The sequence below is a fragment of the Providencia sp. UF-224 genome, assembly GCF_058245955.1.
This window is the reverse complement of record NZ_JBSICC010000025.1, coordinates 24185-46181: the sequence shown is the minus strand read 5'-3', so window position 1 is coordinate 46181 and position 21997 is coordinate 24185. Positions and strand designations below refer to the sequence as shown.

The 21997-nt window shown below is 43.8% G+C and carries 21 protein-coding genes; 17 read left to right on the top strand and 4 right to left on the bottom strand.

Going from position 1 to position 21997, the window contains the following annotated elements; all coding sequences use genetic code 11:
- Nucleotides 1-154: 154 nt before the first annotated feature.
- Genes AC4IFO_RS18325 through AC4IFO_RS18315 form a run of 3 tightly spaced genes read right to left on the bottom strand, consistent with a single transcriptional unit; the run spans nt 155 to nt 3354 of the window.
- Nucleotides 155-886, bottom strand: a complete 732-nt coding sequence (locus AC4IFO_RS18325) for a DsbA family protein (protein ID WP_490736541.1) — start codon at nt 884-886, stop codon at nt 155-157.
- Nucleotides 883-2964, bottom strand: coding sequence for a protein-disulfide reductase DsbD family protein (locus AC4IFO_RS18320; RefSeq protein WP_490736539.1), 2082 nt, complete (start codon nt 2962-2964; stop codon nt 883-885). The genes AC4IFO_RS18325 and AC4IFO_RS18320 overlap by 4 nt, the downstream gene beginning before the upstream one ends.
- A 48-nt stretch (nt 2965-3012) precedes the next feature.
- Complete coding sequence (locus AC4IFO_RS18315; RefSeq protein WP_490736537.1) at nt 3013-3354, bottom strand: metal resistance protein; 342 nt, start codon at nt 3352-3354, stop codon at nt 3013-3015.
- A 654-nt stretch (nt 3355-4008) separates the two neighbouring features.
- Between AC4IFO_RS18315 and AC4IFO_RS18310 the strand changes: the two genes are divergently transcribed.
- The 8 genes from AC4IFO_RS18310 (at nt 4009) to nadD (ending at nt 12361) form a co-directional block, all read left to right on the top strand.
- Nucleotides 4009-4902 (top strand): amino acid ABC transporter substrate-binding protein, encoded by an 894-nt coding sequence (locus tag AC4IFO_RS18310; RefSeq protein ID WP_353243848.1) that lies wholly within the window; start codon nt 4009-4011, stop codon nt 4900-4902.
- A 115-nt stretch (nt 4903-5017) separates the two neighbouring features.
- On the top strand, nt 5018-5758 hold the full coding sequence (locus AC4IFO_RS18305; protein WP_219244330.1) for an amino acid ABC transporter permease: 741 nt from the start codon (nt 5018-5020) through the stop codon (nt 5756-5758).
- A gap of 4 nt (nt 5759-5762) precedes the next feature.
- Nucleotides 5763-6440, top strand: coding sequence for a glutamate/aspartate ABC transporter permease GltK (gene gltK, locus AC4IFO_RS18300; protein ID WP_206085472.1), 678 nt, complete (start codon nt 5763-5765; stop codon nt 6438-6440).
- On the top strand, nt 6437-7162 hold the full coding sequence (locus AC4IFO_RS18295) for an amino acid ABC transporter ATP-binding protein (protein WP_490736535.1): 726 nt from the start codon (nt 6437-6439) through the stop codon (nt 7160-7162). The genes gltK and AC4IFO_RS18295 overlap by 4 nt, the downstream gene beginning before the upstream one ends.
- A 348-nt stretch (nt 7163-7510) precedes the next feature.
- Complete coding sequence (gene leuS, locus AC4IFO_RS18290; protein WP_490736566.1) at nt 7511-10093, top strand: leucine--tRNA ligase; 2583 nt, start codon at nt 7511-7513, stop codon at nt 10091-10093.
- A gap of 30 nt (nt 10094-10123) precedes the next feature.
- Nucleotides 10124-10663: an LPS assembly lipoprotein LptE gene (gene lptE, locus AC4IFO_RS18285; protein ID WP_490736534.1), complete on the top strand. Its 540-nt coding sequence runs from the start codon at nt 10124-10126 to the stop codon at nt 10661-10663.
- A complete protein-coding gene (gene holA, locus AC4IFO_RS18280; protein WP_490736533.1) occupies nt 10663-11694 on the top strand; it encodes a DNA polymerase III subunit delta in 1032 nt (343 codons plus the stop codon). Before lptE ends, holA begins: the two co-directional genes overlap by 1 nt.
- The gene (nadD, locus tag AC4IFO_RS18275; RefSeq protein ID WP_490736532.1) at nt 11687-12361 is read left to right on the top strand and encodes a nicotinate-nucleotide adenylyltransferase; all 675 of its coding nucleotides are present in this window, start codon (nt 11687-11689) and stop codon (nt 12359-12361) included. The genes holA and nadD overlap by 8 nt, the downstream gene beginning before the upstream one ends.
- Here the strand turns inward: nadD and AC4IFO_RS18270 are convergent.
- A complete protein-coding gene (locus AC4IFO_RS18270) occupies nt 12349-13074 on the bottom strand; it encodes a DUF1722 domain-containing protein (RefSeq protein WP_490736531.1) in 726 nt (241 codons plus the stop codon). The genes nadD and AC4IFO_RS18270 overlap by 13 nt on opposite strands.
- Before the next feature lie 267 nt (nt 13075-13341).
- Between AC4IFO_RS18270 and rsfS the strand changes: the two genes are divergently transcribed.
- From rsfS to lipA, 9 genes are all read left to right on the top strand, one after another.
- On the top strand, nt 13342-13668 hold the full coding sequence (gene rsfS, locus AC4IFO_RS18265) for a ribosome silencing factor (protein ID WP_490736530.1): 327 nt from the start codon (nt 13342-13344) through the stop codon (nt 13666-13668).
- Nucleotides 13669-13670: 2 nt separating this feature from the next.
- Complete coding sequence (gene rlmH / locus AC4IFO_RS18260; protein ID WP_206085260.1) at nt 13671-14141, top strand: 23S rRNA (pseudouridine(1915)-N(3))-methyltransferase RlmH; 471 nt, start codon at nt 13671-13673, stop codon at nt 14139-14141.
- Nucleotides 14142-14173: 32 nt separating this feature from the next.
- Entirely contained in the window at nt 14174-16063 is a 1890-nt protein-coding gene (gene mrdA / locus AC4IFO_RS18255; RefSeq protein WP_490736529.1) for a peptidoglycan DD-transpeptidase MrdA, read from the top strand.
- Between the two features lie 39 nt (nt 16064-16102).
- Nucleotides 16103-17215, top strand: a complete 1113-nt coding sequence (mrdB, locus tag AC4IFO_RS18250) for a peptidoglycan glycosyltransferase MrdB (RefSeq protein WP_490736528.1) — start codon at nt 16103-16105, stop codon at nt 17213-17215.
- Nucleotides 17216-17228: 13 nt separating this feature from the next.
- Nucleotides 17229-18206: an endolytic peptidoglycan transglycosylase RlpA gene (gene rlpA, locus AC4IFO_RS18245; protein WP_490736527.1), complete on the top strand. Its 978-nt coding sequence runs from the start codon at nt 17229-17231 to the stop codon at nt 18204-18206.
- Between the two features lie 167 nt (nt 18207-18373).
- Nucleotides 18374-19585, top strand: coding sequence for a D-alanyl-D-alanine carboxypeptidase DacA (dacA, locus tag AC4IFO_RS18240; RefSeq protein ID WP_206085256.1), 1212 nt, complete (start codon nt 18374-18376; stop codon nt 19583-19585).
- 136 nt (nt 19586-19721) lie between these two features.
- The gene (ybeD, locus tag AC4IFO_RS18235) at nt 19722-19985 is read left to right on the top strand and encodes a DUF493 family protein YbeD (RefSeq protein WP_047756149.1); all 264 of its coding nucleotides are present in this window, start codon (nt 19722-19724) and stop codon (nt 19983-19985) included.
- A 218-nt stretch (nt 19986-20203) separates the two neighbouring features.
- Nucleotides 20204-20767, top strand: coding sequence for a lipoyl(octanoyl) transferase LipB (lipB, locus tag AC4IFO_RS18230; RefSeq protein WP_490736564.1), 564 nt, complete (start codon nt 20204-20206; stop codon nt 20765-20767).
- 123 nt (nt 20768-20890) lie between these two features.
- Entirely contained in the window at nt 20891-21856 is a 966-nt protein-coding gene (gene lipA / locus AC4IFO_RS18225) for a lipoyl synthase (protein WP_206085254.1), read from the top strand.
- Nucleotides 21857-21997: the final 141 nt, after the last annotated feature.

The window sequence follows — 21997 nt, the reverse complement described above, 5'->3', positions numbered from 1 at the left end:
GCTTTTCCCTCAAGCTTATCCTCTAAATAATTCGGGTTGTGGCTAGGCGGCAAGTGAAACTAAGCCCTAGGAGCATACATAAGTATGTGACTAGGGTTAGTAAACGAAGCCAACAACGCCACAGCGCGAACTATGACGAGGATAACGAGGAGGACTATTTGAGCTTGGCCAACTGCTCCTTCACCACCGCCTCAAACTGCTGAGCATCAATGGCCCCTGGGATCATTTCATCGCCCACCAGCGTTGCTGGCGTTCCGTTCACTCCAAGCTTTTCCGCTAACATCATGTTTGTGCGGATACCTTCACGGCTTTTCTCACTCGCTTTGAGCTTATCGTTACCCGTTGCTTTGAGTGCATCTTTGATATTAGCATCTGACAACATGCCTTGCTTTTGCATAAATTTATGATGCAGCGCTTCGAATGCTTTCGGATCTTCTTGCCAGAGAGTCATCGTCAGTTGTGCTGAATCTAATGATGTTTGGCCTTTAAATGGTAAATACTTGATCACTACCGCTACGTCATCTGGGTATTTTTTCACGATATCCATCAGTTGCGGGTCAAAACGTTTGCAATATGGGCAGTTAAAATCAGTAAAGTTAACTAACACCAATTTGGCATCTTTTTTACCTATGCGCGGGCTTGTTGGGTCGTTAAATAAGGCATCTTTCTCTGCTTTTAACGTTTCTTTCATCTGTGCTTGTTGTTTCTCGCCTTGCTTCGCTTGCAGTGCGACAATAGCTTCTTCTAGAATTTCTGGGTTTTCAACTAAGGTATCACGCACTAACTTACGCACTTGCGCTTCTTGGTCCGCCGTTAATGGGGCGGCTTGTGCTGTTGCACCCATCATAAGTGATGAGAACAGAACGGCTAAAATTGTTTTTTTCATTTTGTGGCTCCTTTGGCCTGATTCATAACTGAGATTAACGATTCACGGTCAAGTATTGTTGACAGCACCTCGCCGTCGGCCAAGTTAGGGCCATAAATCTGATTAAACGGAACTGCGACTTGCCCACGTTTTTGCAAGAATGCAGTGATTTCAGGAGACGGTTTCGTCCAATCTCCCCGCAATGCGACAACATCCGGCTCACCTAACAGTTGCTGAATATCATCTCTTAACAATACATTATATTTGTTCGCCTTACAGGTCACGCACCACTCTGCAGTGACATCAATAAAGACGCGCTTGTTTTGCGCTAAGGCATCGGTGATAGCCTGCTCAGTCAACGGTTGCCAATTTACTGTATCTTTCACTAATGAACGGCTTCCAGCCTGCTGCCCTTGGGTCATCCAAACAAAAGCGCCCGCAAACAGTGCAAATAACACCAAAGGAAAAATAGCTGCTTTTATCCCTTTTTTGATAGCAATAAATACCACCAATAAAACCAAGAATGCGAGTGCAATCGTGGTAGAATATGTTGCACCAAAATGGGGAATTAATAAGCTAATTAACCAAAGGCTAGACACCAACATCATCAGACCAAGCACAGCGCGCAATTTCAGCATCCATGTGCCAGGTTTCGGAAGTAATTTCGCAATAGCTGGGAAAGCGGCAATCAACAACCAAGGTAAGCTCATCCCAACGCCCAGTGCAGTGAAAATTAACCATAATTCACTCATTGGTGCGGCAAGGGCAAAAGCCACTGCGGTGCCCAAAAATGGTGCAGAACACGGTGTCGCTAATAAGGTAGCAAATACCCCTTGCCAGAAATGCCCACTGTTACCATGGCCACCTGCTGTCGCAAGGCGTGTGTTCGCTTTACTGCCGAGGTTGATTTCGAATAAACCGAATAAATTCGCCGTAAACAACGCGGTAACTAACACCATAAAGCCAATAAACCACGGATTTTGGAATTGAATTCCCCAGCCAACGGCTTGCTGGCCAACACGTAACAGGGTCATCAACAGGGCGAGTAACCAGAAGGAGACTAAGATCCCAGAAGAAGAAAGTAAAAACTGACGGCGAATGGTCTTTTGCTCACCTTGTGGCACCATCAGCACGGAGCCTAGCTTCATTGCCAGCACAGGAAGTACACACGGCATTAAGTTAAGAATTAACCCGCCAACCACCGCAAACAATACCACTTGCCACAACGAAATTGCACTGCCCCCACCATTTTGGCTAATTGAACCAGTAAATGGTGTTACTTCACTGCTTATTTGCTGGGAAATATCACCGTCGGTGACCACAAATGATACGGTTTTGCCTGTTAAGTTAGGCGATGCATCCCCCCAGTCATCACTTACATCTATAATTGCAGTAAGACTGTTCCCTGATGTTTTGATCACTGGCACACCTAAAACAGCGCCATCGACTACATCAGTGAAAATATTGGGTTTAATCCATGCACTATCTGAATTTTTTTGCAGCTCAATAACCAGTTTTTCATCCGCAAAACCCGCTTTGGCTTGCTCGACTAAGCCACTCGTAGGTGGTACGGCGCCTTTGGCTTGGTTAAAGGCCCACGTAAAATCAGCAGGCGCTGGCTCGGTTAAATCGAGTTCGAAAGGGTAATCCGTTAAAATACAGACATTGCTACAGGTCGACAAAGTTAACACACCCGATAGTTTATCGAGTTTGTCTGAACTAGTGACTGTAATAGGGAAAACAATATCCCCCATATAGCCTTGGGTTGATACCCCTGCCACATCAAAACGCCCCGGCGCAGGCCATTTCCAATCTGTTGTTTCAACAGGACTCGACCAAACAATCTCAGGTGCAACGCCCCCCTCTCCCGGCGAGCGCCAGTATGTTTTCCAACCCTCATCAAGTTTCACATCCAGCAAAATATTAATTTTGCCATCGTCCTGTTGAGTCGAGCTTAGTAAACGCACTTGTGCATGCATTGGGGTGTTATCACTCATCCACCCAGTTTTTGCAGGTTGCAGCCACCCCGTATCCGCAGCCTGTAAGCTGCTGGAAAATAGAGCAAATAAAATCAAAAATGAATTAATTAAAAAACGCATTGTTTCCTCCAGAATAAATTACACAAACGAATTGAAGTTCGTTGTGCGCTAATTCCGAAGATTACAAAACTGTAAGTGTCGTCTGACTCTTGGAGGGGCATGTTTTTCTTCATTGTTTGCTCTAGATATAAATAGATTAGTGCAAAATACCATTAATGCAGCTAAAGCAAGGAACATAAAGAAAAAAGGTTCAATAACAGCAGGTAGCATAGTCATTAATGATTTTGCACTAAGCTCGCAACTGGAAAGATGCGCACTGTTATCACTCTGTTCTAATTGAGATTTATCTATATAAGAAAGGTTAGAACCCGCATTATTTTGTGCTTGTACTAAAACATTTGGCACAAAAAAATTGGCAAATAAACGCTCTCCAACGGCTCGCTGGTTCATGCAAACCAACACCATCAGACAGGCGAATATCACTAATCCTTTACCTAATTTTAAATGCCTGCTCATGCGTTTCTCGGTATATCTTCCTGAAATAACACCAATTAAACAACTTTAGCAACAATATCGATAAAAATCGAACTTTGACTAAAACCGCTATGCCATCTATAAGTTAAATGGAGGTTACATCTTACACAGCAAAACATTCCATACAAGTAGCATCATCTAACTTTACAAATACATTTCCCTTTTTGATAAACAAAAATTTACCTATCTCTAAAACTCGGCACAGAAATTGCTACATCTTATGCAGGAATGAAAGTGGCGATAGTTTGCACCCAGACAGTGCACGACTATCAGTTTTAAGCAATTTTTAGTCGTTATTCATCATATTAGTGCGCTGATTCAAGAATGCACCAAATAATATGCGAGATAGCTCCCGAAATTGAAACAATCCATTTTCATTAATTAACAAATTTAATTACTTTTTAACAATAATAAAACATACAGCCGATGATCGTGGTGTTATCAAAATCCTCGATACATCAGCAAACACAACACAACAAAGCCAACGTCATTCAAGTGTGACCTCGTCCCATGACAGGGAACCTTTGAAATATGGCGGGTTTACACCGATGTTCTAAAGGAGCTGTAATTATGCGTATAAGTAAGCTTGTATTATCGATGATGATTTTAGGTGCAACCTGCGCAGTTCAAGCAGACGAGCTAAACGGTACTCTGAAAAAAATCAAAGACAACGGTGTGATTGTTGTAGGTCACCGTGAGTCCTCCGTGCCATTTTCTTATTATGACAATAACCAAAAAGTCGTTGGCTACTCACAGGACTATTCAAACGAAATCGTTGATGCAGTGAAGAAAAAATTGAACATGCCTGATCTGCAAGTGAAGTTAATCCCAATTACCTCGCAAAACCGTATTCCATTGCTGCAAAATGGCACCTTTGACTTCGAATGTGGTTCAACCACCAATAACGTCGAAAGACAAAAACAAGCAGCGTTCTCCAACACGATTTTCGTCGTCGGTACGCGCTTACTCACTAAGGGCGATTCTGGCGTCAAAGATTTTGCTGACTTAGCAGGGAAAAACGTTGTTGTGACCTCAGGTACAACATCTGAAATCCTGTTAAATCAATTAAATGACGAAAAGAACATGAAAATGCGCATTATCAGCGCCAAAGACCATGGTGATTCATTCCGTACTTTAGAGTCAGGCCGTGCCGTTGCCTTTATGATGGACGATGCATTGTTAGCCGGTGAACGTGCGAAAGCGAAAAAACCTGAAATTTGGGAAATCGTTGGTAAGCCACAAACTGAAGAAGCCTATGGCTGTATGTTGCGCAAAGATGACCCGCAATTCAAAGCGCTGGTCGATGAAACTATCGCAACTGCACAAACCTCAGGCAAAGCTGAAAAATCCTTTGACCGTTGGTTTAACCAACCTATCCCACCAAAAAATCTGAATCTGAAATTTACTTTGTCCGATGAAATGAAAGCACTGTTTAAAGCGCCAAATGACAAAGCACTAAACTAATAAAAAAGACAAACAGGGTGTTACTGGAAGTAAGGGTTGCAAGGCGGTCGTTCCCCGCCTTGCTTACTCTTCGCAGTATTCGGGACAATCTAATTGCCCACAGGAAGTCAAAATTATGTCAATTAATTGGAATTGGGGGATTTTCCTTCAGGAAGCCCCGTTTGGGAATACCACCTATTTAGGGTGGTTAATATCTGGCCTAGAAGTCACTGTCACACTTTCTATTTGCGCATGGATTATCGCATTCTTAGTTGGTTCATTCTTCGGTATTTTACGTACAGTTCCTAATCGCTTTTTAGCCTTTTTAGGTACCGCTTACGTGGAATTATTCCGTAACGTACCACTCATCGTGCAATTCTTCACATGGTATTTAGTGATCCCTGAGCTGCTTCCGCGCTCAATTGGCGATTGGTTTAAAATGGAGTTAGATCCTAACTACCAATTCTTTATTTCCTCAATGTTATGCCTTGGGTTATTTACAGCAGCACGTATGACTGAGCAAGTACGCGCCGCAATCCAATCTCTGCCTAGAGGACAAAAAAGTGCGGCGTTAGCCATGGGGCTAACCTTGCCACAAACCTATCGCTACGTGCTATTGCCAAATGCGTATCGCGTGATTTTGCCACCAATGACCTCAGAAATGTTGAACTTGGTGAAAAACTCCGCCATTGCCTCCACCATCGGCTTAGTTGATATGGCGGCGCAAGCGGGTAAGCTGCTCGATTATTCAGCTCACGCATGGGAATCATTCACTGCAATTACATTAGCTTATGTAGGTATTAACGTCGTCATTATGATTTTGATGACGCTATTAGAGCGCAAAGTTCGCTTACCTGGCACATTAGGAGGGCGATAAGATGATTTATGATTTTGATTGGAGCTCAATAGCCCCAAGCATGCCCTTCTTAATTGATGGCTTTATTGTGACAGCTAAAATCACATTAACCGCTATTGTGGTTGGGATTTTATGGGGAACCGTATTAGCTGTCATGCGTTTATCGACTTTCAAGCCAATTAGCTGGTTCGCTGCGCTGTATGTTAATACATTCCGCTCGATTCCACTGGTTATGGTCTTGTTATGGTTCTATTTAATCGTTCCTAGCTTATTGCAAAATGTTCTAGGCTTATCACCAAAAAATGATATTCGTTTGATTTCAGCAATGATAGCCTTCTCTCTTTTTGAAGCGGCTTATTACTCTGAAATCATTCGGGCAGGTATTCAAAGTATTTCCCGAGGTCAAGCCTCTGCCGCATTAGCGCTAGGCATGACTCAAATGCAAACCATGAGACTCGTCGTGCTACCACAAGCGTTTAAAGCGATGGTGCCGCTGTTATTAACGCAAGGCATTGTGTTATTCCAGGATTCATCCCTTGTGTATGTCCTGAGTTTAACCGACTTCTTCCGTACCGCCACCAACATTGGTGAGCGAGATGGCACGCAGGTAGAGATGGTACTGTTTGCAGGTCTGGTGTACTTTATTATCAGTTTTGGCGCTTCAATGTTAGTGAATTATCTTAAGAAAAGGACTGTTTCATGATTACCCTGAAAAATGTCTCTAAATGGTATGGCCAATTTCAGGTGCTGACAGACTGCACAACTGAAGTTAAAAAAGGCGAAGTTGTGGTAGTTTGCGGGCCATCTGGTTCGGGTAAATCCACATTAATAAAAACAGTGAATGGTTTGGAACCTATTCAGCAGGGTGAGATTTTTGTGAATGATATTCAGGTCAATAGCAAAAAAACAGACCTTGCAAAACTGCGTTCTAAAGTAGGAATGGTATTCCAACACTTTGAATTATTCCCACATTTATCCATTATTGAAAACTTAACACTGGCGCAAGTCAAAGTGCTTAACCGTGATAAAAAAGCCGCGGAAGCAAAAGCATTGAAACTGTTGGAGCGTGTTGGCTTATCCAGCCATGCCAATAAGTTCCCAGCACAGCTTTCAGGTGGTCAGCAGCAACGTGTCGCTATCGCTCGCGCGCTTTGTATGGACCCAATTGCGATGCTGTTTGATGAACCAACATCTGCACTTGACCCTGAAATGATCAACGAAGTGCTTGATGTTATGGTGGAACTCGCCAATGAGGGCATGACCATGATGGTGGTTACGCACGAAATGGGCTTCGCCAAAAAAGTGGCCAACCGCGTGATCTTTATGGATGAAGGTAAGATTGTTGAAGACAGCAAGAAAGAAGATTTCTTTGCTAACCCACAATCTGACCGCGCCAAAGATTTCTTAGCGAAAATTCTGCATTAATTTTTGATAGGGAGCCATTTGGCTCCCGCCTCTCCAGATTACCATTTCACGCCGATTCACACACTAAATTGCGATTACCCGCGAATAAAAATCCCCAACAACTCGCTGAATTTGAAATAGTTCAAGAAACCACTACCATTTGCCTGACTTTTTAGTTAAGTTGTTTGGTTATCAGAGTAAAATATTCTGACTCCGTTCCCCGAAAAGCAATATCCAGCTTCCCCCGTAGGTTCAGCTAATCAACTATTGTTGTTTTCGGTGAGGATCCGCTATGCTATGCGGCTCTTAATTAAGAAAGACATTCACGCTACAGATGTAGCCTTTATTCACCATAGGATTATCGGTGCCATGCAAGAACAATATCGTCCAGAAGATATAGAGCCTAAAGTACAGCGTCACTGGGATGAAAAAGCAACTTTCAAAGTGACTGAAGACAACAGCAAAGAGAAATACTACTGCCTGTCCATGCTACCTTACCCTTCTGGTCGACTACACATGGGCCACGTACGTAACTACACCATAGGTGACGTGATTTCCCGTTACCAACGCATGTTGGGGAAAAACGTTCTTCAGCCGATTGGTTGGGATGCGTTTGGTCTGCCCGCTGAAGGCGCTGCGGTTAAAAACAACACTGCACCTGCACCTTGGACATACGCCAATATTGATTACATGAAAGGCCAACTGAAAATGTTGGGCTTTGGTTATGATTGGGATCGCGAAGTTACCACTTGTACCCCTGAATATTACCGTTGGGAACAATGGTTCTTCACTAAGTTATATGAAAAAGGCTTAGTGTATAAAAAAACTTCAGCGGTTAACTGGTGCCCACATGACTTAACCGTTCTGGCGAACGAGCAAGTGGTTGATGGCTGCTGCTGGCGTTGCGACACCCCAGTTGAACGTAAAGAAATCCCACAGTGGTTTATTAAAATCACCGATTACGCAGAAGAGCTGCTCAACGATCTGGATAAATTAGAAGATTGGCCTGAGCAAGTTAAAACCATGCAACGTAACTGGATTGGCCGCTCTGAAGGAACTGAAATTACCTTTAACGTCGCGGATCGTGCTGAAACCTTAACCGTTTACACCACCCGTCCAGATACCTTTATGGGTGCGACTTATGTCGCTGTTGCTGCTGGCCATCCATTAGCCAAAGAAGCGGCTGCAAACAATGCTGAATTAACGCAATTTATCGATGAATGCCGTAACACCAAAACCGCGGAAGCGGATATGGCGACCATGGATAAAAAAGGCATGGCGACAGGTTTATACGTTATCCATCCATTAACCCAAGAAAAATTATCGATTTGGGTCGCTAACTTCGTGTTAATGGAATACGGCACCGGTGCGGTCATGGCGGTTCCTGCTCACGATCAACGTGACTGGGAATTTGCTCATAAATACAACCTGCCAATCAAAGCAGTCATTGCGGATGCAGAAGGTAACGAACCTGATTTATCTGAAGAAGCCATGACAGAGAAAAATTCCCTGATTAACTCAGGTGAATTTAGTGGCTTAGATCACGAAGCTGGCTTTAATGCGATTTCTGACAAACTGGTTGCTTTGGGTGCTGGCCAACGCAAAGTGAATTATCGCTTACGCGACTGGGGCGTTTCTCGTCAACGTTACTGGGGCGCACCAATCCCAATGGCAACATTGGAAGATGGCACTGTCGTTCCTGTTCCTGAAGATCAACTGCCGGTCATTTTACCTGAAGACGTTGTGATGAATGGTATCACCAGCCCGATTAAAGCGGATCCTGAGTGGGCAAAAATCACCATTGATGGCCAGCCAGCGCTGCGTGAAACTGATACCTTCGATACCTTTATGGAATCGTCTTGGTACTACGCACGTTATACTTGCCCACAACACGATGAAGGCATGTTAGACCCAACCGCGGCAAACTATTGGTTACCTGTTGACCAATATATCGGTGGTATCGAACACGCTATCATGCACTTAATGTATTTCCGCTTCTTCCACAAACTGATGCGTGATGCAGGCTTAGTAAACTCCGATGAACCCGCTAAACGCCTACTGTGCCAAGGCATGGTATTAGCTGATGCGTTCTATTACACCGGAAGTGACGGCCAACGTGTTTGGGTTTCTCCGGCAGAAGCGATTGTTGAGCGTGATGATAAAAACCGTATTGTTAAAGCCGTAGACGCCGAAGGCCATGAACTGGTTTATACCGGTATGAGCAAAATGTCTAAGTCGAAAAACAACGGTATTGACCCGCAATTAATGGTCGAGAAATACGGTGCTGATACTGTTCGCCTGTTCATGATGTTCGCTGCACCACCTGAGTTAACCCTTGAGTGGCAAGAGTCGAGCGTTGAAGGGGCTAACCGCTTCGTTCGCCGCGTCTGGCGTTTAGTGCATGAACACACACAAAAAGGTGCAGTTTCACCTTTAGATATCAATGCATTAACCCCTGAACAAAAAGATTTACGCCGTGACTTACACAAAACTATCGCAAAAGTCACCGATGACGTGGGTCGCCGTTATGCATTCAACACTGCTATCGCTGCTATCATGGAATTCATGAACAAATTGGTTCGTGCACCACAAGAAAGCGAGCAAGACCGCGCATTAGTGCAAGAGTCTCTTGAAGCGATTACCTTGATGCTTAACCCTATTATTCCACACGTTTGCTTCGAGATGTGGAAAGCGCTAGGTCACCAAGAAGACGTTGATTTTGCAAACTGGCCTATCGCTGATGAAAAAGCCATGATTGATGACACCAAACTGGTTGTCGTTCAGGTCAATGGTAAAGTCCGCGGGCGTATTACCGTACCAGCTGATGCAAATCAGGAATTTGTTTTAGATATGGCTCAAAAAGAGTCAAGCGTCGCGAAATACCTTGAAGAAGTGAGTATTCGCAAAGTAATCTATGTACCAGGCAAATTGCTGAACCTTGTTGTAGGTTGATATTAGGTTGTTGGCTGATAAGGAGGCCAGGTGCGTTATCTGATAACTTTATTTTTGAGTCTTGCGGTGCTAGTCACCGCAGGTTGCGGGTTTCGTTTACAAGGAACAACACAAATTCCTGAAGAATTGAAAACATTGCAACTAAGTTCAAACGACCCATACGGCTACCTTACGCGTGCGCTTCGGGAACAATTGCGTCTCAATAACGTGACAATTCTCGAAACAGGCAACGCGAGCGTCCCGATTTTGAAAATCACCAGTTCCAGTGAAAACACTGAAACGGTCTCGATTTATCAAGATGGTAAAGCTGCCGAGAAACAATTAACGTTCACTATGAATGCACAAGTTTTGATGCCAGATGGCGCGATTTACCCGCTGCAAAGCCGCGTAGAACGCACTTTCTTCGACAACCCGTTAGAAGCGCTTGCAAAAGATGCAGAAAAAGAGATTGTTAGGCAAGAAATGCAAGAGCAAGCGGCACGTAACATCGTCCGTAAGTTACTGTTGGTTCACTCAGCTGAACTTGAAAAAGCAAAAACTCAAGCCGCTGAAGCTAACACTCAACCATAATGACGCGTATTTACCCTGAACAGCTGGCCTCTTCGTTACAAGAGTCTCTAAGAGGCCGCTATTTAATTTGGGGCAATGAGCCCCTCCTTCTTCAAGAAAGTCAGGATGCGATTCGCAAAGCCGCTATTGAGCAGGGTTTCGAAGAGCATTTTACTTTTGCTCTTGAGCAAAACACGGATTGGGATGAAATATTTAGCTTGTGCCAAGCACTAAGCTTATTCGCCAGCCGTCAAACGCTCACCTTACTGCTCCCTGAAAATGGCCCCAATGCGGCTATGGCAGAAAAATTAAACCAGCTTTCCCAATTATTGCATGCTGATTTACTGTTGGTATTGCGTGGGCACAAGTTAACCAAAGCCCAAGAAAACAGCGCGTGGTTTAAAGCAATTAGCCAAGATGCGATTTATGTCAGTTGTTTAACACCTGAATACCAACGCTTACCTCAATGGGTATCTAAACGCGCTTACAGTATGCGGTTATCCCTCGAAGCAGAAGCAAACCAATTGCTTTGCTATTGTTATGAAGGGAATTTATTAGGATTAGCACAAGCCCTTGAGCGACTTTCATTACTCTATCCAGACGGAAAATTGACCTACCCACGAGTCGAAAGTGCCGTGAATGATTCCGCTCACTTCACGCCGTTTCATTGGGTTGATGCCCTCTTAGCGGGCAAATCTCGCCGCTCATGGCATATTCTTGAGCAACTTCAACACGAAGACGTTGAACCTGTTATTTTGCTCCGCTCAATCCAACGTGAGTTAATGCTGTTGATTACCTTAAAACGCCAATCAACAACTACACCATTAAAAACCTTATTTGACCAACATAAAGTCTGGCAAAACCGCCGTGGCGTGATGACTGAAGCCTTGCAACGTTTGAGCTTGCATCAATTACAATCGGCTTTGATGTTACTTACCCAAGCAGAAGTTCATATTAAACAAGATTTTAGCCATTCTGCATGGCCTGATCTTCAATCACTGTCTATGTTGCTATGTGGCAAAGCATTCGCAGAGAATTTTATTCATGGCTAATAATCACCCCCCCAAAAAAAATACGCTTGGCTTGCAAGCATTGTTTGGCGGGACATTCGACCCAATCCATTATGGTCATTTGCGCCCAGTTCAAGCACTCGCAGAGCAAGTTGGATTGCAAAAGGTTCTTTTGCTGCCGAACCATGTTCCGCCACATCGCCCACAACCAGAAGCAAGCCCGTCCCAACGGTTGGAGATGGTAAAATTAGCCATTCAGGACAACCCGTTATTTACCATTGATACACGGGAACTCGAAAAAAATTCGCCCTCTTATACCATTGAAACACTAACCGAATTACGCCAAGAAATGGGAGCTACCCAACCTTTAGCTTTTATTATTGGGCAAGATTCGTTGCTTTCCATTAATACATGGCATGGGTGGGATAAAATATTAGATAACTGCCATTTATTGGTTTGCTCACGTCCAGGGTATGCAACACAATTTACCGACCCACAAATGCAATCGTGGCTTTCACAACATAAAACAGCGCAGCCTGAAAAATTACGCAGCACCCCTCATGGTTATATTTTTTTAGGGGATACGCCGCTTATTAATATTTCTGCTACAGATATCCGCCAAAGATTAATGGCTGGAGATAGCTGTCGCGATTTAATTCCAGAAGCTGTTTTGCAGTATATTCACCAACAAGGCCTTTACCAGCGATAAGAGCTTTCCCTTAATACATCGCAATTAGGGTAGGGCTCAAAAAAATATTGTTTTTGAAGGTAATCATCAGGATATTGCTGAAGTAATTGTTGCATCATCATTAATGGCCGATTAATAGGCAAATTCCCTTCTCGATAATCATTAATTAGCCACAACAACCGCTTTTTTTCATCCTGCGTAGCTTTGTGTTTAAAATACCCTTGCATATGGCTAAGCGCATTTACTTGAATATTTTTAGGCGCTACGGTCGCAAATATTTCCATCAAGCACGCTTTATATTGATTAAAAAATAACGTCAGGTCACTGCCTTTGCGAATATTCGCCACGAAGCGGCCTGTTAATTGGTACCCTACTGGGGAGTACGCCATAATCAAATATTTATGACGACTATGAAATTGGATTATTTCATGATGAGTTAAATTTCGTTGTAAATACTCAAGGCGCTGCAAAGTATATAACTGCGTTAAAAAAGCATCCCAGTGTTCTATATCTTGCAATTTATCCCCTGCTAAAATGGGTATATTGGCAGGGAATAAACTGATTAATTGCGAAAAGCCCTGTGGTGTACAAATCACCCCCAACACCGTATCTGTACAAGAAACACTCGATAGATTGATTATGGATTCCACAATAGAAGCGATGTCATTCTGCATTTTTGCCGGGATGGGATTAATCCCTTCAAATATAAAAACTTGTGGCTTAATTATTTGCACTCTCTCCATCCCATTCTAAAATATTTGTTAGGGTAAGAATTTCTTTTGTTATTTTGTAAAGTTAACACAAACTTCTTGCCCAAATGAGCAGATATCCCTATAAATTTCACTTCAAAATGAATAAAAAAGAATTTAGCCGATTTTTCTTAAAATCTAGGGTAAAATGACTCTGCTGAAAATGAGTCTAATTCGTTTATTGGCAGCAAACTATTTGTCTATAAACTACAAACAGTATTTAACATTCTATTCTGTTTGTTTGAATAAAAGGTGAACCTTTTGCAAGGAATTGAACTTCAAAAATTTATTATCGAAAGTCTTGATGATGCGAAAGCTGAAGACATCATCACTATCGATGTCCAAGGGAAATCAAGTATTACCGACCAGATGATCATCTGCACAGGGACTTCAAGCCGCCATTTGATGTCCGTTGCTGACAGGTTGATTGACGCTTGCCGTAAAAATGGGTTAATGCCGTTAGGTGTTGAAGGGCAAGGTATTTCTGATTGGATTGTTGTTGATCTTGGCGATGCCATTGTTCACATCATGCAAGATGAAAGTCGCCGTATGTATGAATTAGAAAAACTCTGGAGCTGAGGTTGAAATTACAGCTCATCGCCGTTGGAACAAAAATGCCGGACTGGGTTCAGACCGGCTTTATGGATTATCTCCACCGCTTTCCTAAAGATATGCCGTTTGAACTAACGGAAATTCCAGCAGGAAAACGGGGGAAAAATGCAGATATCAAGCGCATATTGGAAAAAGAAGGTGAGTTAATGCTTGCCGCTGTGGGAAAAGGCAATCGCATTGTCACACTGGATATTCCAGGTGATCGCTGGGATACCCCAAAACTGGCTGTCCAGCTTGATAAATGGAAACAAGATGGTCGCAATGTGAGTTTGTTGATTGGTGGCCCAGAAGGTCTTGCGCCTGCCTGTAAAGAAGCGGCTGAGCAAAGTTGGTCATTATCACCACTAACACTACCACACCCTCTGGTTCGAGTCCTTGTTGCCGAAAGTCTTTATCGGGCATGGAGTATTACGACTAATCACCCTTACCACCGGGAATAGTCAGGTTTGAATATGTTCAAAATGGCAATGGGATGAAAACACAACGCACCCCTTTTCGCGATCATACCGCTGAGTCTGTCTTATTTATTCGCCGAGCGCTGATTGCCTTCGGCGTGATTGTTATTTTGACCGCTATTCTTGTCACCAATTTACATCACCTGCAAATTGTTCGTCATGAAGACTACCAAACTCGCTCAAATGATAACCGAATCAAATTAGTGCCTATTGCACCAAGCCGCGGGATTATTTATGACCGACGTGGTACGCAGCTTGCACTTAACAGTACCTTTTACCAGCTTGAGATCGTCCCTGAAAAAGTTGGCGACTTAAAAGAAACGCTTGAAAAACTGCGTGGTGTCGTCGATTTAACTGATGAAGACATTACTAATTTTGAAAAAGAGCGTAAACGCTCGCGCCGTTTTACCTCTATCGCACTGAAAACTCAGCTTAATGAAGTGCAAGTTGCACGTTTTGCCGTTAACCAGTACCGTTTTCCGGGTCTAGAGGTTAAGAGCTATCAGCGCCGCTCTTATCCTTACGGTTCTGCATTAACTCACGTCATTGGCTACGTCGCAAAAATTAATGATAAAGACGTTGAACGCCTTGATAAAGAAGGGTTATTACCAAACTATGCAGCTAGCCATGATATCGGTAAGTTAGGCATAGAACGGTATTATGAAGATATTTTGCACGGTAAAACAGGTTATGAAGAGGTCGAAGTCAATAGCCGCGGCCGCGTGATCCGCCAGTTACATGAGCAACCGCCTCAAGCTGGTCGCGATATCTACCTGACTATCGACCTAGAACTGCAAACTTATATTGAAAAACTGTTAACCACCAGCCGTGCTGCTGTCGTCGTCACGGATCCACGCAACGGTGAAATACTGGCATTGGTGTCAAACCCAAGCTATGACTCAAACTTATTTGTTAATGGTATCTCGAGCAAAGATTATCAGGCGCTGCTAAATAACCCAGATAGACCGCTGATTAACCGTACCACTCAGGGTCTCTATCCACCTGCATCAACGGTAAAACCATTTATTTCGGTCGCGGCTTTAAGTGAAAAAGTAATCACACCAAATACCACTATTTTTGACCCTGGCTGGTGGCAACTTCCTGGCTCTGAAAAACGTTATCGTGACTGGAAACGTTGGGGACACGGCAAATTGAATGTCGTCAAATCCATTATTGAATCAGCGGATACTTTCTTCTACCAAGTTGCTTACGATATGGGGATAGACCGTCTTTCTGCGTGGATGACCCGTTTTGGTTTTGGGGAATATACGGGGATTGACCTTGCCGAAGAACGTTCGGGCATCATGCCAACCCGCGAATGGAAACAAAAGCGCTATAAAAAGCCATGGTACCAAGGAGATACAATCCCTGTTGGTATCGGGCAAGGTTATTGGACTGCAACACCAATCCAGATGTCTAAAGCATTGATGACGCTAATCAATGATGGGCAAGTGAAAACCCCTCACTTGCTGTATGGTACAAAGTTAGGTAACGCGATGGTGCCGTACGAAGACAAAGAAACCAAGCAAATTGGTGATATCCACTCAGGGTATTGGGAACTTGCCAAACACGGTATGTATGGCGTTGCCAATGCGCCTAACGGTACAGGCCGACGCAGTTTTATTGGCACCCCTTATAAAGTGGCGGCAAAATCAGGGACTGCGCAGGTATTCAGTTACGAAACGTATAATGCAAGTAAGCTGGCGGAACATTTACGTGACCACAAATTAATGATTGCCTATGCGCCTTATGATAAACCTACCATTGCTGTCGCGATTATTTTAGAAAACGGCGGTGCAGGCCCTGCAGTCGGTGATATTGTTCGCCAAATATTTGACCATGTTCTGCTCGGTGATAACCGAACTGAAGTGGTCTCATCGACAGCGGGAGCTGGGGAAGATCGCTAATGCGTATTTTAAGAACCTTTTTTGTGAGCAATAAAGATTATGACTGACGATAAGAGAAAAAATTCATTATCAACACGTCTACACATAGATGTGCCTATGTTATTGATCATTATTGCCTTACTTGCTTACAGTGCATTTATTATGTGGAGCGCTAGTGGGCAAGACCCTGAAATGATGGAAAGAAAGCTTGGGCAAATCGCTACTGGCTTTATTGTCATGATTGTAATGGCGCAGATCCCTCCACGAATGTATGAAAGCTGGGCACCACATTTATTTATTTTTTGTGTCATTTTACTGATTTTCGTGGACGTATTTGGCCAAATCAGTAAAGGGGCTCAACGCTGGTTAGATTTAGGCTTTGTGCGTTTTCAGCCTTCCGAAATCGCCAAAATAGCCGTGCCATTGATGGTGGCGCGCTTTATGAACCGCGACTCATGCCCGCCTTCATTTAAAAATACGCTGGTAGCCTTGGTACTTATTTTTGTTCCAACACTGTTAGTTGCCGCACAGCCTGACCTTGGAACCTCTATTTTAGTTGCCGCCTCAGGGCTGTTCGTTCTATTCCTTGCGGGTATGAGCTGGCGGCTTATAGCTGTCGCAGCCATCGCACTAGCCGCCTTTATCCCGCTGTTATGGTTCTTCTTGATGCATGATTATCAAAGAGCCCGTGTAATGATGCTACTCGACCCTGAAACTGACCCATTGGGTGCAGGCTACCATATCATTCAATCTAAAATCGCCATTGGCTCCGGCGGGCTTATGGGCAAAGGTTGGTTGCACGGTACGCAATCTCAACTTGAGTTCCTACCAGAAAGGCACACCGACTTTATTTTTGCTGTGCTGGCAGAAGAACTTGGTTTAGTGGGGGTTCTTATCCTTCTGGGGCTGTATATCCTGCTGATCATCCGCGGCCTGTATATCGCAGCAAGTGCACAGAATACATTTGGCCGAGTCATGGTTGGCGGGTTGATATTGATCCTTTTTGTTTATGTATTTGTTAATATTGGCATGGTAAGTGGTATATTACCGGTAGTTGGCGTCCCTCTCCCCTTAGTGAGTTACGGAGGGTCTGCATTAATTGTCTTAATGGCTGGGTTCGGTATTATCATGTCGATACATACACACCGAAAATTTCTATCCAAAAGTTTATAAAATGAGGCTTAGTATGCGTTTACAATGGATAATGCTTGGCATGACTGCCGCGCTACTCAGTGGCTGTGTGACAGAAGAAGTTAAGCAGGCACCGCAAGTGCCCACAAATGTGCCAACACAAGATGTGCTAGGTGCAGAGCCTCATTATGAGCCATATCACCCAACGGCAAATAACGATTATTCCCGTAATGGTCAGCAATATCAAATTGTTCGAGACCCTGCTCAATTTTCACAAGTCGGTTATGCGTCAATTTACGGCGCTGAATCTACGGGTAACATGACCGCAATTGGCGAACGCATAAACCCTGTAGAATTAACCGCGGCACACCCGACTTTACCCATCCCAAGCTACGTTCGCATTACCAATATGATGAATGGCCGTATGATGGTGGTTCGTGTTAATGACCGCGGCCCCTACGTTCCGGGTAAAAGCATTGCAGTTTCCCGTGCAACGGCAGATCGCTTAAATTTAATGCCGACGACAAAAATTAAAATTGATGCAATTTCGGTCGCGCAAGATGGCAGTTTATCAGGCGTAGGCACCATCGGCTCCAACTTTGTCAAACAAAGCTACGCCCTACCGGGTCGCCCTCAATTAGGCTCAGGTCCAATGGGCACGCCTGTAATGGAAAACTTACCAACGCCAGAAAATGCATTGCCTGTTCAACAGCCTAAAGAGCCAATGCAGCCAACTATGCCTGACATGAACTTGCAAACACCTGCACCGACACCAGCGCCTCAAGCCGCTAATGAAGAAGCAGTACCTGAACGAGGCTTTTTAGTTCAAGCAGGGGCAATTAGTAGCCAAACCAATGCACAATCGATGCTGAATGAGTTAAAAACTCAGTTTAATGTGCCCGGTCGCCTACAGCCTTACAATGGTATTTATCGCGTACAATTAGGGCCATTTAGCACCAGACAACAAGCTGTCGAGGTTCAAGGGCGTTTACAGTCCGAACGAAACCAAGCGTCGATGGTTGTCGCACCTTAAGACTTCAAATACGTGAAGTGGTGTGAAATAACGCCACTTCGGGTATGAAAAAGATAAAATGCAATAAAATGATTGGCGCAATGTAAAAGGGGCTTTTTTGTTCACTCACTCTTTTGCTACACTGCGCCTCCTTGTGTTAACCGAATTTCGGATGTAATGGTACAACCATGAATAATGTCGCTCCATCACGCATCGTGCGTCATACTGTGCTGGGTTCCGCACTGCTGCTTTTGACTGCCAATATTGCAACTGCTAATGAAACTTTTCCAAACACCTCAATTCCTGCGGCACCACCTATCGATGCTGAAGCTTACATTCTGATTGATTATAATTCAGGAAAAGTCCTCGCTGAAAGTAATGCAGATCAGCGCCGCGATCCTGCTAGTTTAACCAAAATGATGACGAGCTACGTGATTGGTCAAGCGATTAAATCAGGTAAAATCGGTGCAAATGACATGGTCACAGTAGGTGAAGATGCTTGGGCAACCGGAAACCCTGTGTTTAAAGGCTCCTCATTGATGTTTTTAAAACCAGGTGATCGCGTCAGTGTTTCTCAGCTAACTCGCGGTATCAACCTGCAATCCGGTAACGATGCCTGTGTTGCAATGGCGGATCATATCGCTGGGGATCAAACCAATTTCGTCCAGCTGATGAATGGTTATGTGAATAAACTGGGCTTGAAAAACACCCATTTCCAAACCGTTCATGGCTTAGATGCCGATGGTCAATACAGTTCAGCGCGTGATATGGCACTGATTGGCCAAGCGCTGGTGCGTGATGTCCCTGAAGAATATGCCATTTACAAAGAAAAAGAATTTACCTTCAACAATATCCGCCAAACAAACCGTAATGGTCTGTTGTGGGATAAGAGCCTCGCGGTTGATGGGATCAAAACAGGCCACACCAATGCCGCAGGTTATAACCTTGTCGCTTCAGCGACTGAAGGTGACATGCGTTTAATTTCTGTTGTTATGGGCGGTAAAAGCAGTAAAGGCCGTGACGCAGAAAGTAAAAAATTATTAACTTACGGTTTTCGTTTCTATGAAACAGTCAAACCGTTACAAGCAGGTGTTGATTTTGCCAGTGCGCCTGTCTGGTTTGGTGATGAAAATGAGGTCAAACTCGGTGTTGTGGAAGACCTCTACCTGACTATCCCACGCGGCCGTTTAAAAGACTTAAAAGCCAGCTATGAATTATCCACAACTGAGTTGCAAGCCCCATTAACGAAAGGCCAGCAAGTGGGTACAATTAGCTTCCAATTAGATGGTAAAACAATCGAGCAACACCCTCTAGCAGTACTGAAAGACGTTGAAGAAGGTGGCTTTTTCAGCCGTTTAATCGACTACATTAAACTGTTATTCCATCGCTGGTTCGGCTAGCCCTTGAAACGAAAATAAGTCATCCCCATATAGTAAGTATCAATATGTTTGTTGGATGAAGACAACTCATTGGCTGGTTTGATACCAGCCAATCTTTTTCAACCAGCGACACAATTTTAAAAAATTAGGAGTGCCCATGAAAACGAAATTAGGTGAACTGCTTGAGTTCCCATGTCCATTAACTTACAAAGTAATGGGCTTGGCACAGCCTGAACTGGTTGATCAAGTGATTGAAGTGGTACAGCGCCACGCACCGGGTGATTATGCCCCTGATGTCAAACCAAGCAGCAAAGGTAACTATCACTCAGTGTCCATTACCATTAATGCCACCCATATCGAACAAGTTGAAACCTTGTATAGTGAATTAGGTGCATTAGAATTAGTGAAAGTTGTTCTTTAATGAACGCTTAACAAAAAACCGAATAGCGTCACGGCTGTTCGGTTTTTTTTGTTTTATGCATTAGATAAATAACAAATTAATAACAAAGCGAACTGGAGATATGCTTTTTGCGGAGTTATACTGCCCTCATTTGAACCGTTGGACACTATATTTTGTCAGATAAAAGCATCATTATTCGCCAACTTGGCCATGCGCCTTATCAAACGGTTTCTGATGCGATGCACCAATTTACTGAGTGTCGCACCGCTGAAACTCTTGATGAAATCTGGCTCGTCGAGCACCCGCGTGTTTTCACCCAAGGGCAAGCTGGGAAAGCTGAACATGTTTTAGCCCCCGGTGATATTCCTGTTATTCAAAGTGATAGAGGTGGTCAAGTCACCTATCATGGCCCTGGCCAGCAAGTCATGTACGTCATGATTGATTTAAAACGCAATAAAATTGGCGTACGTGAACTCGTCACTGCATTGGAAAACACCGTGGTCAATACCCTCGCCCATTTTAATATTGAAGCTTACCCGCGCCCTGATGCCCCCGGTGTTTATGTTAATGGGGACAAAATTTGTTCTCTAGGATTACGTATTCGCCAAGGTTGCTCATTCCACGGGTTAGCATTGAATATTGATATGGATCTGGAACCATTTAACCGCATAAACCCTTGTGGTTACAGTGAATTAAAAATGACTCAAGTCTGTGACCTCGCCCCCAAAGTGTCATTATCTGATGTTCAGCCTGTGCTAATTAGCCAATTCTGTGACACACTGGGATTTCATATTGTTCAATAATAATGCTATAATTTTTTAACATTTTTAAAAAATATTTTAATGGGTGAGTTACAACGCTCCCGACATTTTATTTAGAATTAGAACTTATCCATCAGCATAAAAGATAACTGGAACCGTCATATTATGAGTAAACCAATTCAGATAGAACGCGGAATTAAATATCGTGACGCCGACAAAATGGCGCTGATCCCTGTCAAAAATGTGGTGACTGAACGCGAGGAAATTCTACGCAAACCTGACTGGATGAAAATTCGACTTCCCGCTGACTCAACGCGTATTCAAGGCATTAAAGCGGCAATGCGTAAAAATGGCCTTCACTCCGTATGTGAGGAAGCCTCTTGCCCAAACCTATCTGAATGCTTTAACCATGGTACGGCTACCTTTATGATCTTAGGGGCTATTTGTACACGCCGTTGCCCGTTCTGTGATGTCGCCCACGGCCGTCCTAATGCTCCTGACGCCAATGAGCCAGAAAAATTAGCGCAAACGATCAAAGATATGGCATTACGTTACGTGGTGATCACTTCCGTTGACCGTGACGATCTTCGTGATGGTGGCGCACAACATTTTGCTGACTGCATCAGTGCAATCCGCGAAAAAAGCCCATCGATCAAAATTGAAACTTTAGTACCCGATTTTCGCGGCCGTATGGATCGCGCATTAGAGATCTTAACCGCAACCCCACCTGATGTATTTAACCACAACCTCGAAAACGTGCCACGTGTTTATCGCCAAGTCCGCCCAGGCGCAAACTATGAGTGGTCACTGAAATTACTCGAAAAATTTAAAGAAGCGCACCCTGATATCCCAACGAAATCGGGTTTGATGGTTGGCCTTGGTGAAACCAATGCTGAAATCATCGAAGTGATGCGTGATTTACGCCGTCATGGCGTGACGATGTTAACCCTTGGGCAATACTTACAGCCAAGCCGTCACCATTTACCCGTAAAACGCTACGTAAGCCCTGCTGAGTTTGATGAGATGAAAGAGGAAGCAATGGCAATGGGCTTTACCCATGCCGCTTGTGGGCCTTTTGTGCGCTCTTCTTACCATGCTGACTTGCAAGCCAAAGGCGAAGAAGTGAAATAAGCACTTAATTTATTCACTTAACAACGTTAGAAACCTGATTTGGGCAACTGAGTCGGGTTTTTTATTGTCAATAAATTCTCAATTTTTCCATAAAAAAACTCGCTCTAGTTAACTAGAGCGAGTTTACAGCTGTTCGTTTCT

Bases quoted from the DNA above. Each gene is read 5' to 3' on its own strand.
- AC4IFO_RS18305 (WP_219244330.1), top strand. From the start codon at position 5,018: ATGTCAATTAATTGGAATTGGGGGATTTTCCTTCAGGAAGCCCCGTTT.
- rlpA (WP_490736527.1), top strand. From the start codon at position 17,229: ATGCGTTTACAATGGATAATGCTTGGCATGACTGCCGCGCTACTCAGT.
- AC4IFO_RS18315 (WP_490736537.1), bottom strand. From the start codon at position 3,354: ATGAACCAGCGAGCCGTTGGAGAGCGTTTATTTGCCAATTTTTTTGTG.
- leuS (WP_490736566.1), top strand. From the start codon at position 7,511: ATGCAAGAACAATATCGTCCAGAAGATATAGAGCCTAAAGTACAGCGT.
- nadD (WP_490736532.1), top strand. From the start codon at position 11,687: ATGGCTAATAATCACCCCCCCAAAAAAAATACGCTTGGCTTGCAAGCA.
- AC4IFO_RS18325 (WP_490736541.1), bottom strand. From the start codon at position 886: ATGAAAAAAACAATTTTAGCCGTTCTGTTCTCATCACTTATGATGGGT.
- lipB (WP_490736564.1), top strand. From the start codon at position 20,204: ATGCACCAATTTACTGAGTGTCGCACCGCTGAAACTCTTGATGAAATC.
- AC4IFO_RS18320 (WP_490736539.1), bottom strand. From the start codon at position 2,964: ATGCGTTTTTTAATTAATTCATTTTTGATTTTATTTGCTCTATTTTCC.
- mrdB (WP_490736528.1), top strand. From the start codon at position 16,103: ATGACTGACGATAAGAGAAAAAATTCATTATCAACACGTCTACACATA.
- AC4IFO_RS18310 (WP_353243848.1), top strand. From the start codon at position 4,009: ATGCGTATAAGTAAGCTTGTATTATCGATGATGATTTTAGGTGCAACC.
- lipA (WP_206085254.1), top strand. From the start codon at position 20,891: ATGAGTAAACCAATTCAGATAGAACGCGGAATTAAATATCGTGACGCC.
- dacA (WP_206085256.1), top strand. From the start codon at position 18,374: ATGAATAATGTCGCTCCATCACGCATCGTGCGTCATACTGTGCTGGGT.
- holA (WP_490736533.1), top strand. From the start codon at position 10,663: ATGACGCGTATTTACCCTGAACAGCTGGCCTCTTCGTTACAAGAGTCT.
- mrdA (WP_490736529.1), top strand. From the start codon at position 14,174: ATGAAAACACAACGCACCCCTTTTCGCGATCATACCGCTGAGTCTGTC.
- AC4IFO_RS18295 (WP_490736535.1), top strand. From the start codon at position 6,437: ATGATTACCCTGAAAAATGTCTCTAAATGGTATGGCCAATTTCAGGTG.
- ybeD (WP_047756149.1), top strand. From the start codon at position 19,722: ATGAAAACGAAATTAGGTGAACTGCTTGAGTTCCCATGTCCATTAACT.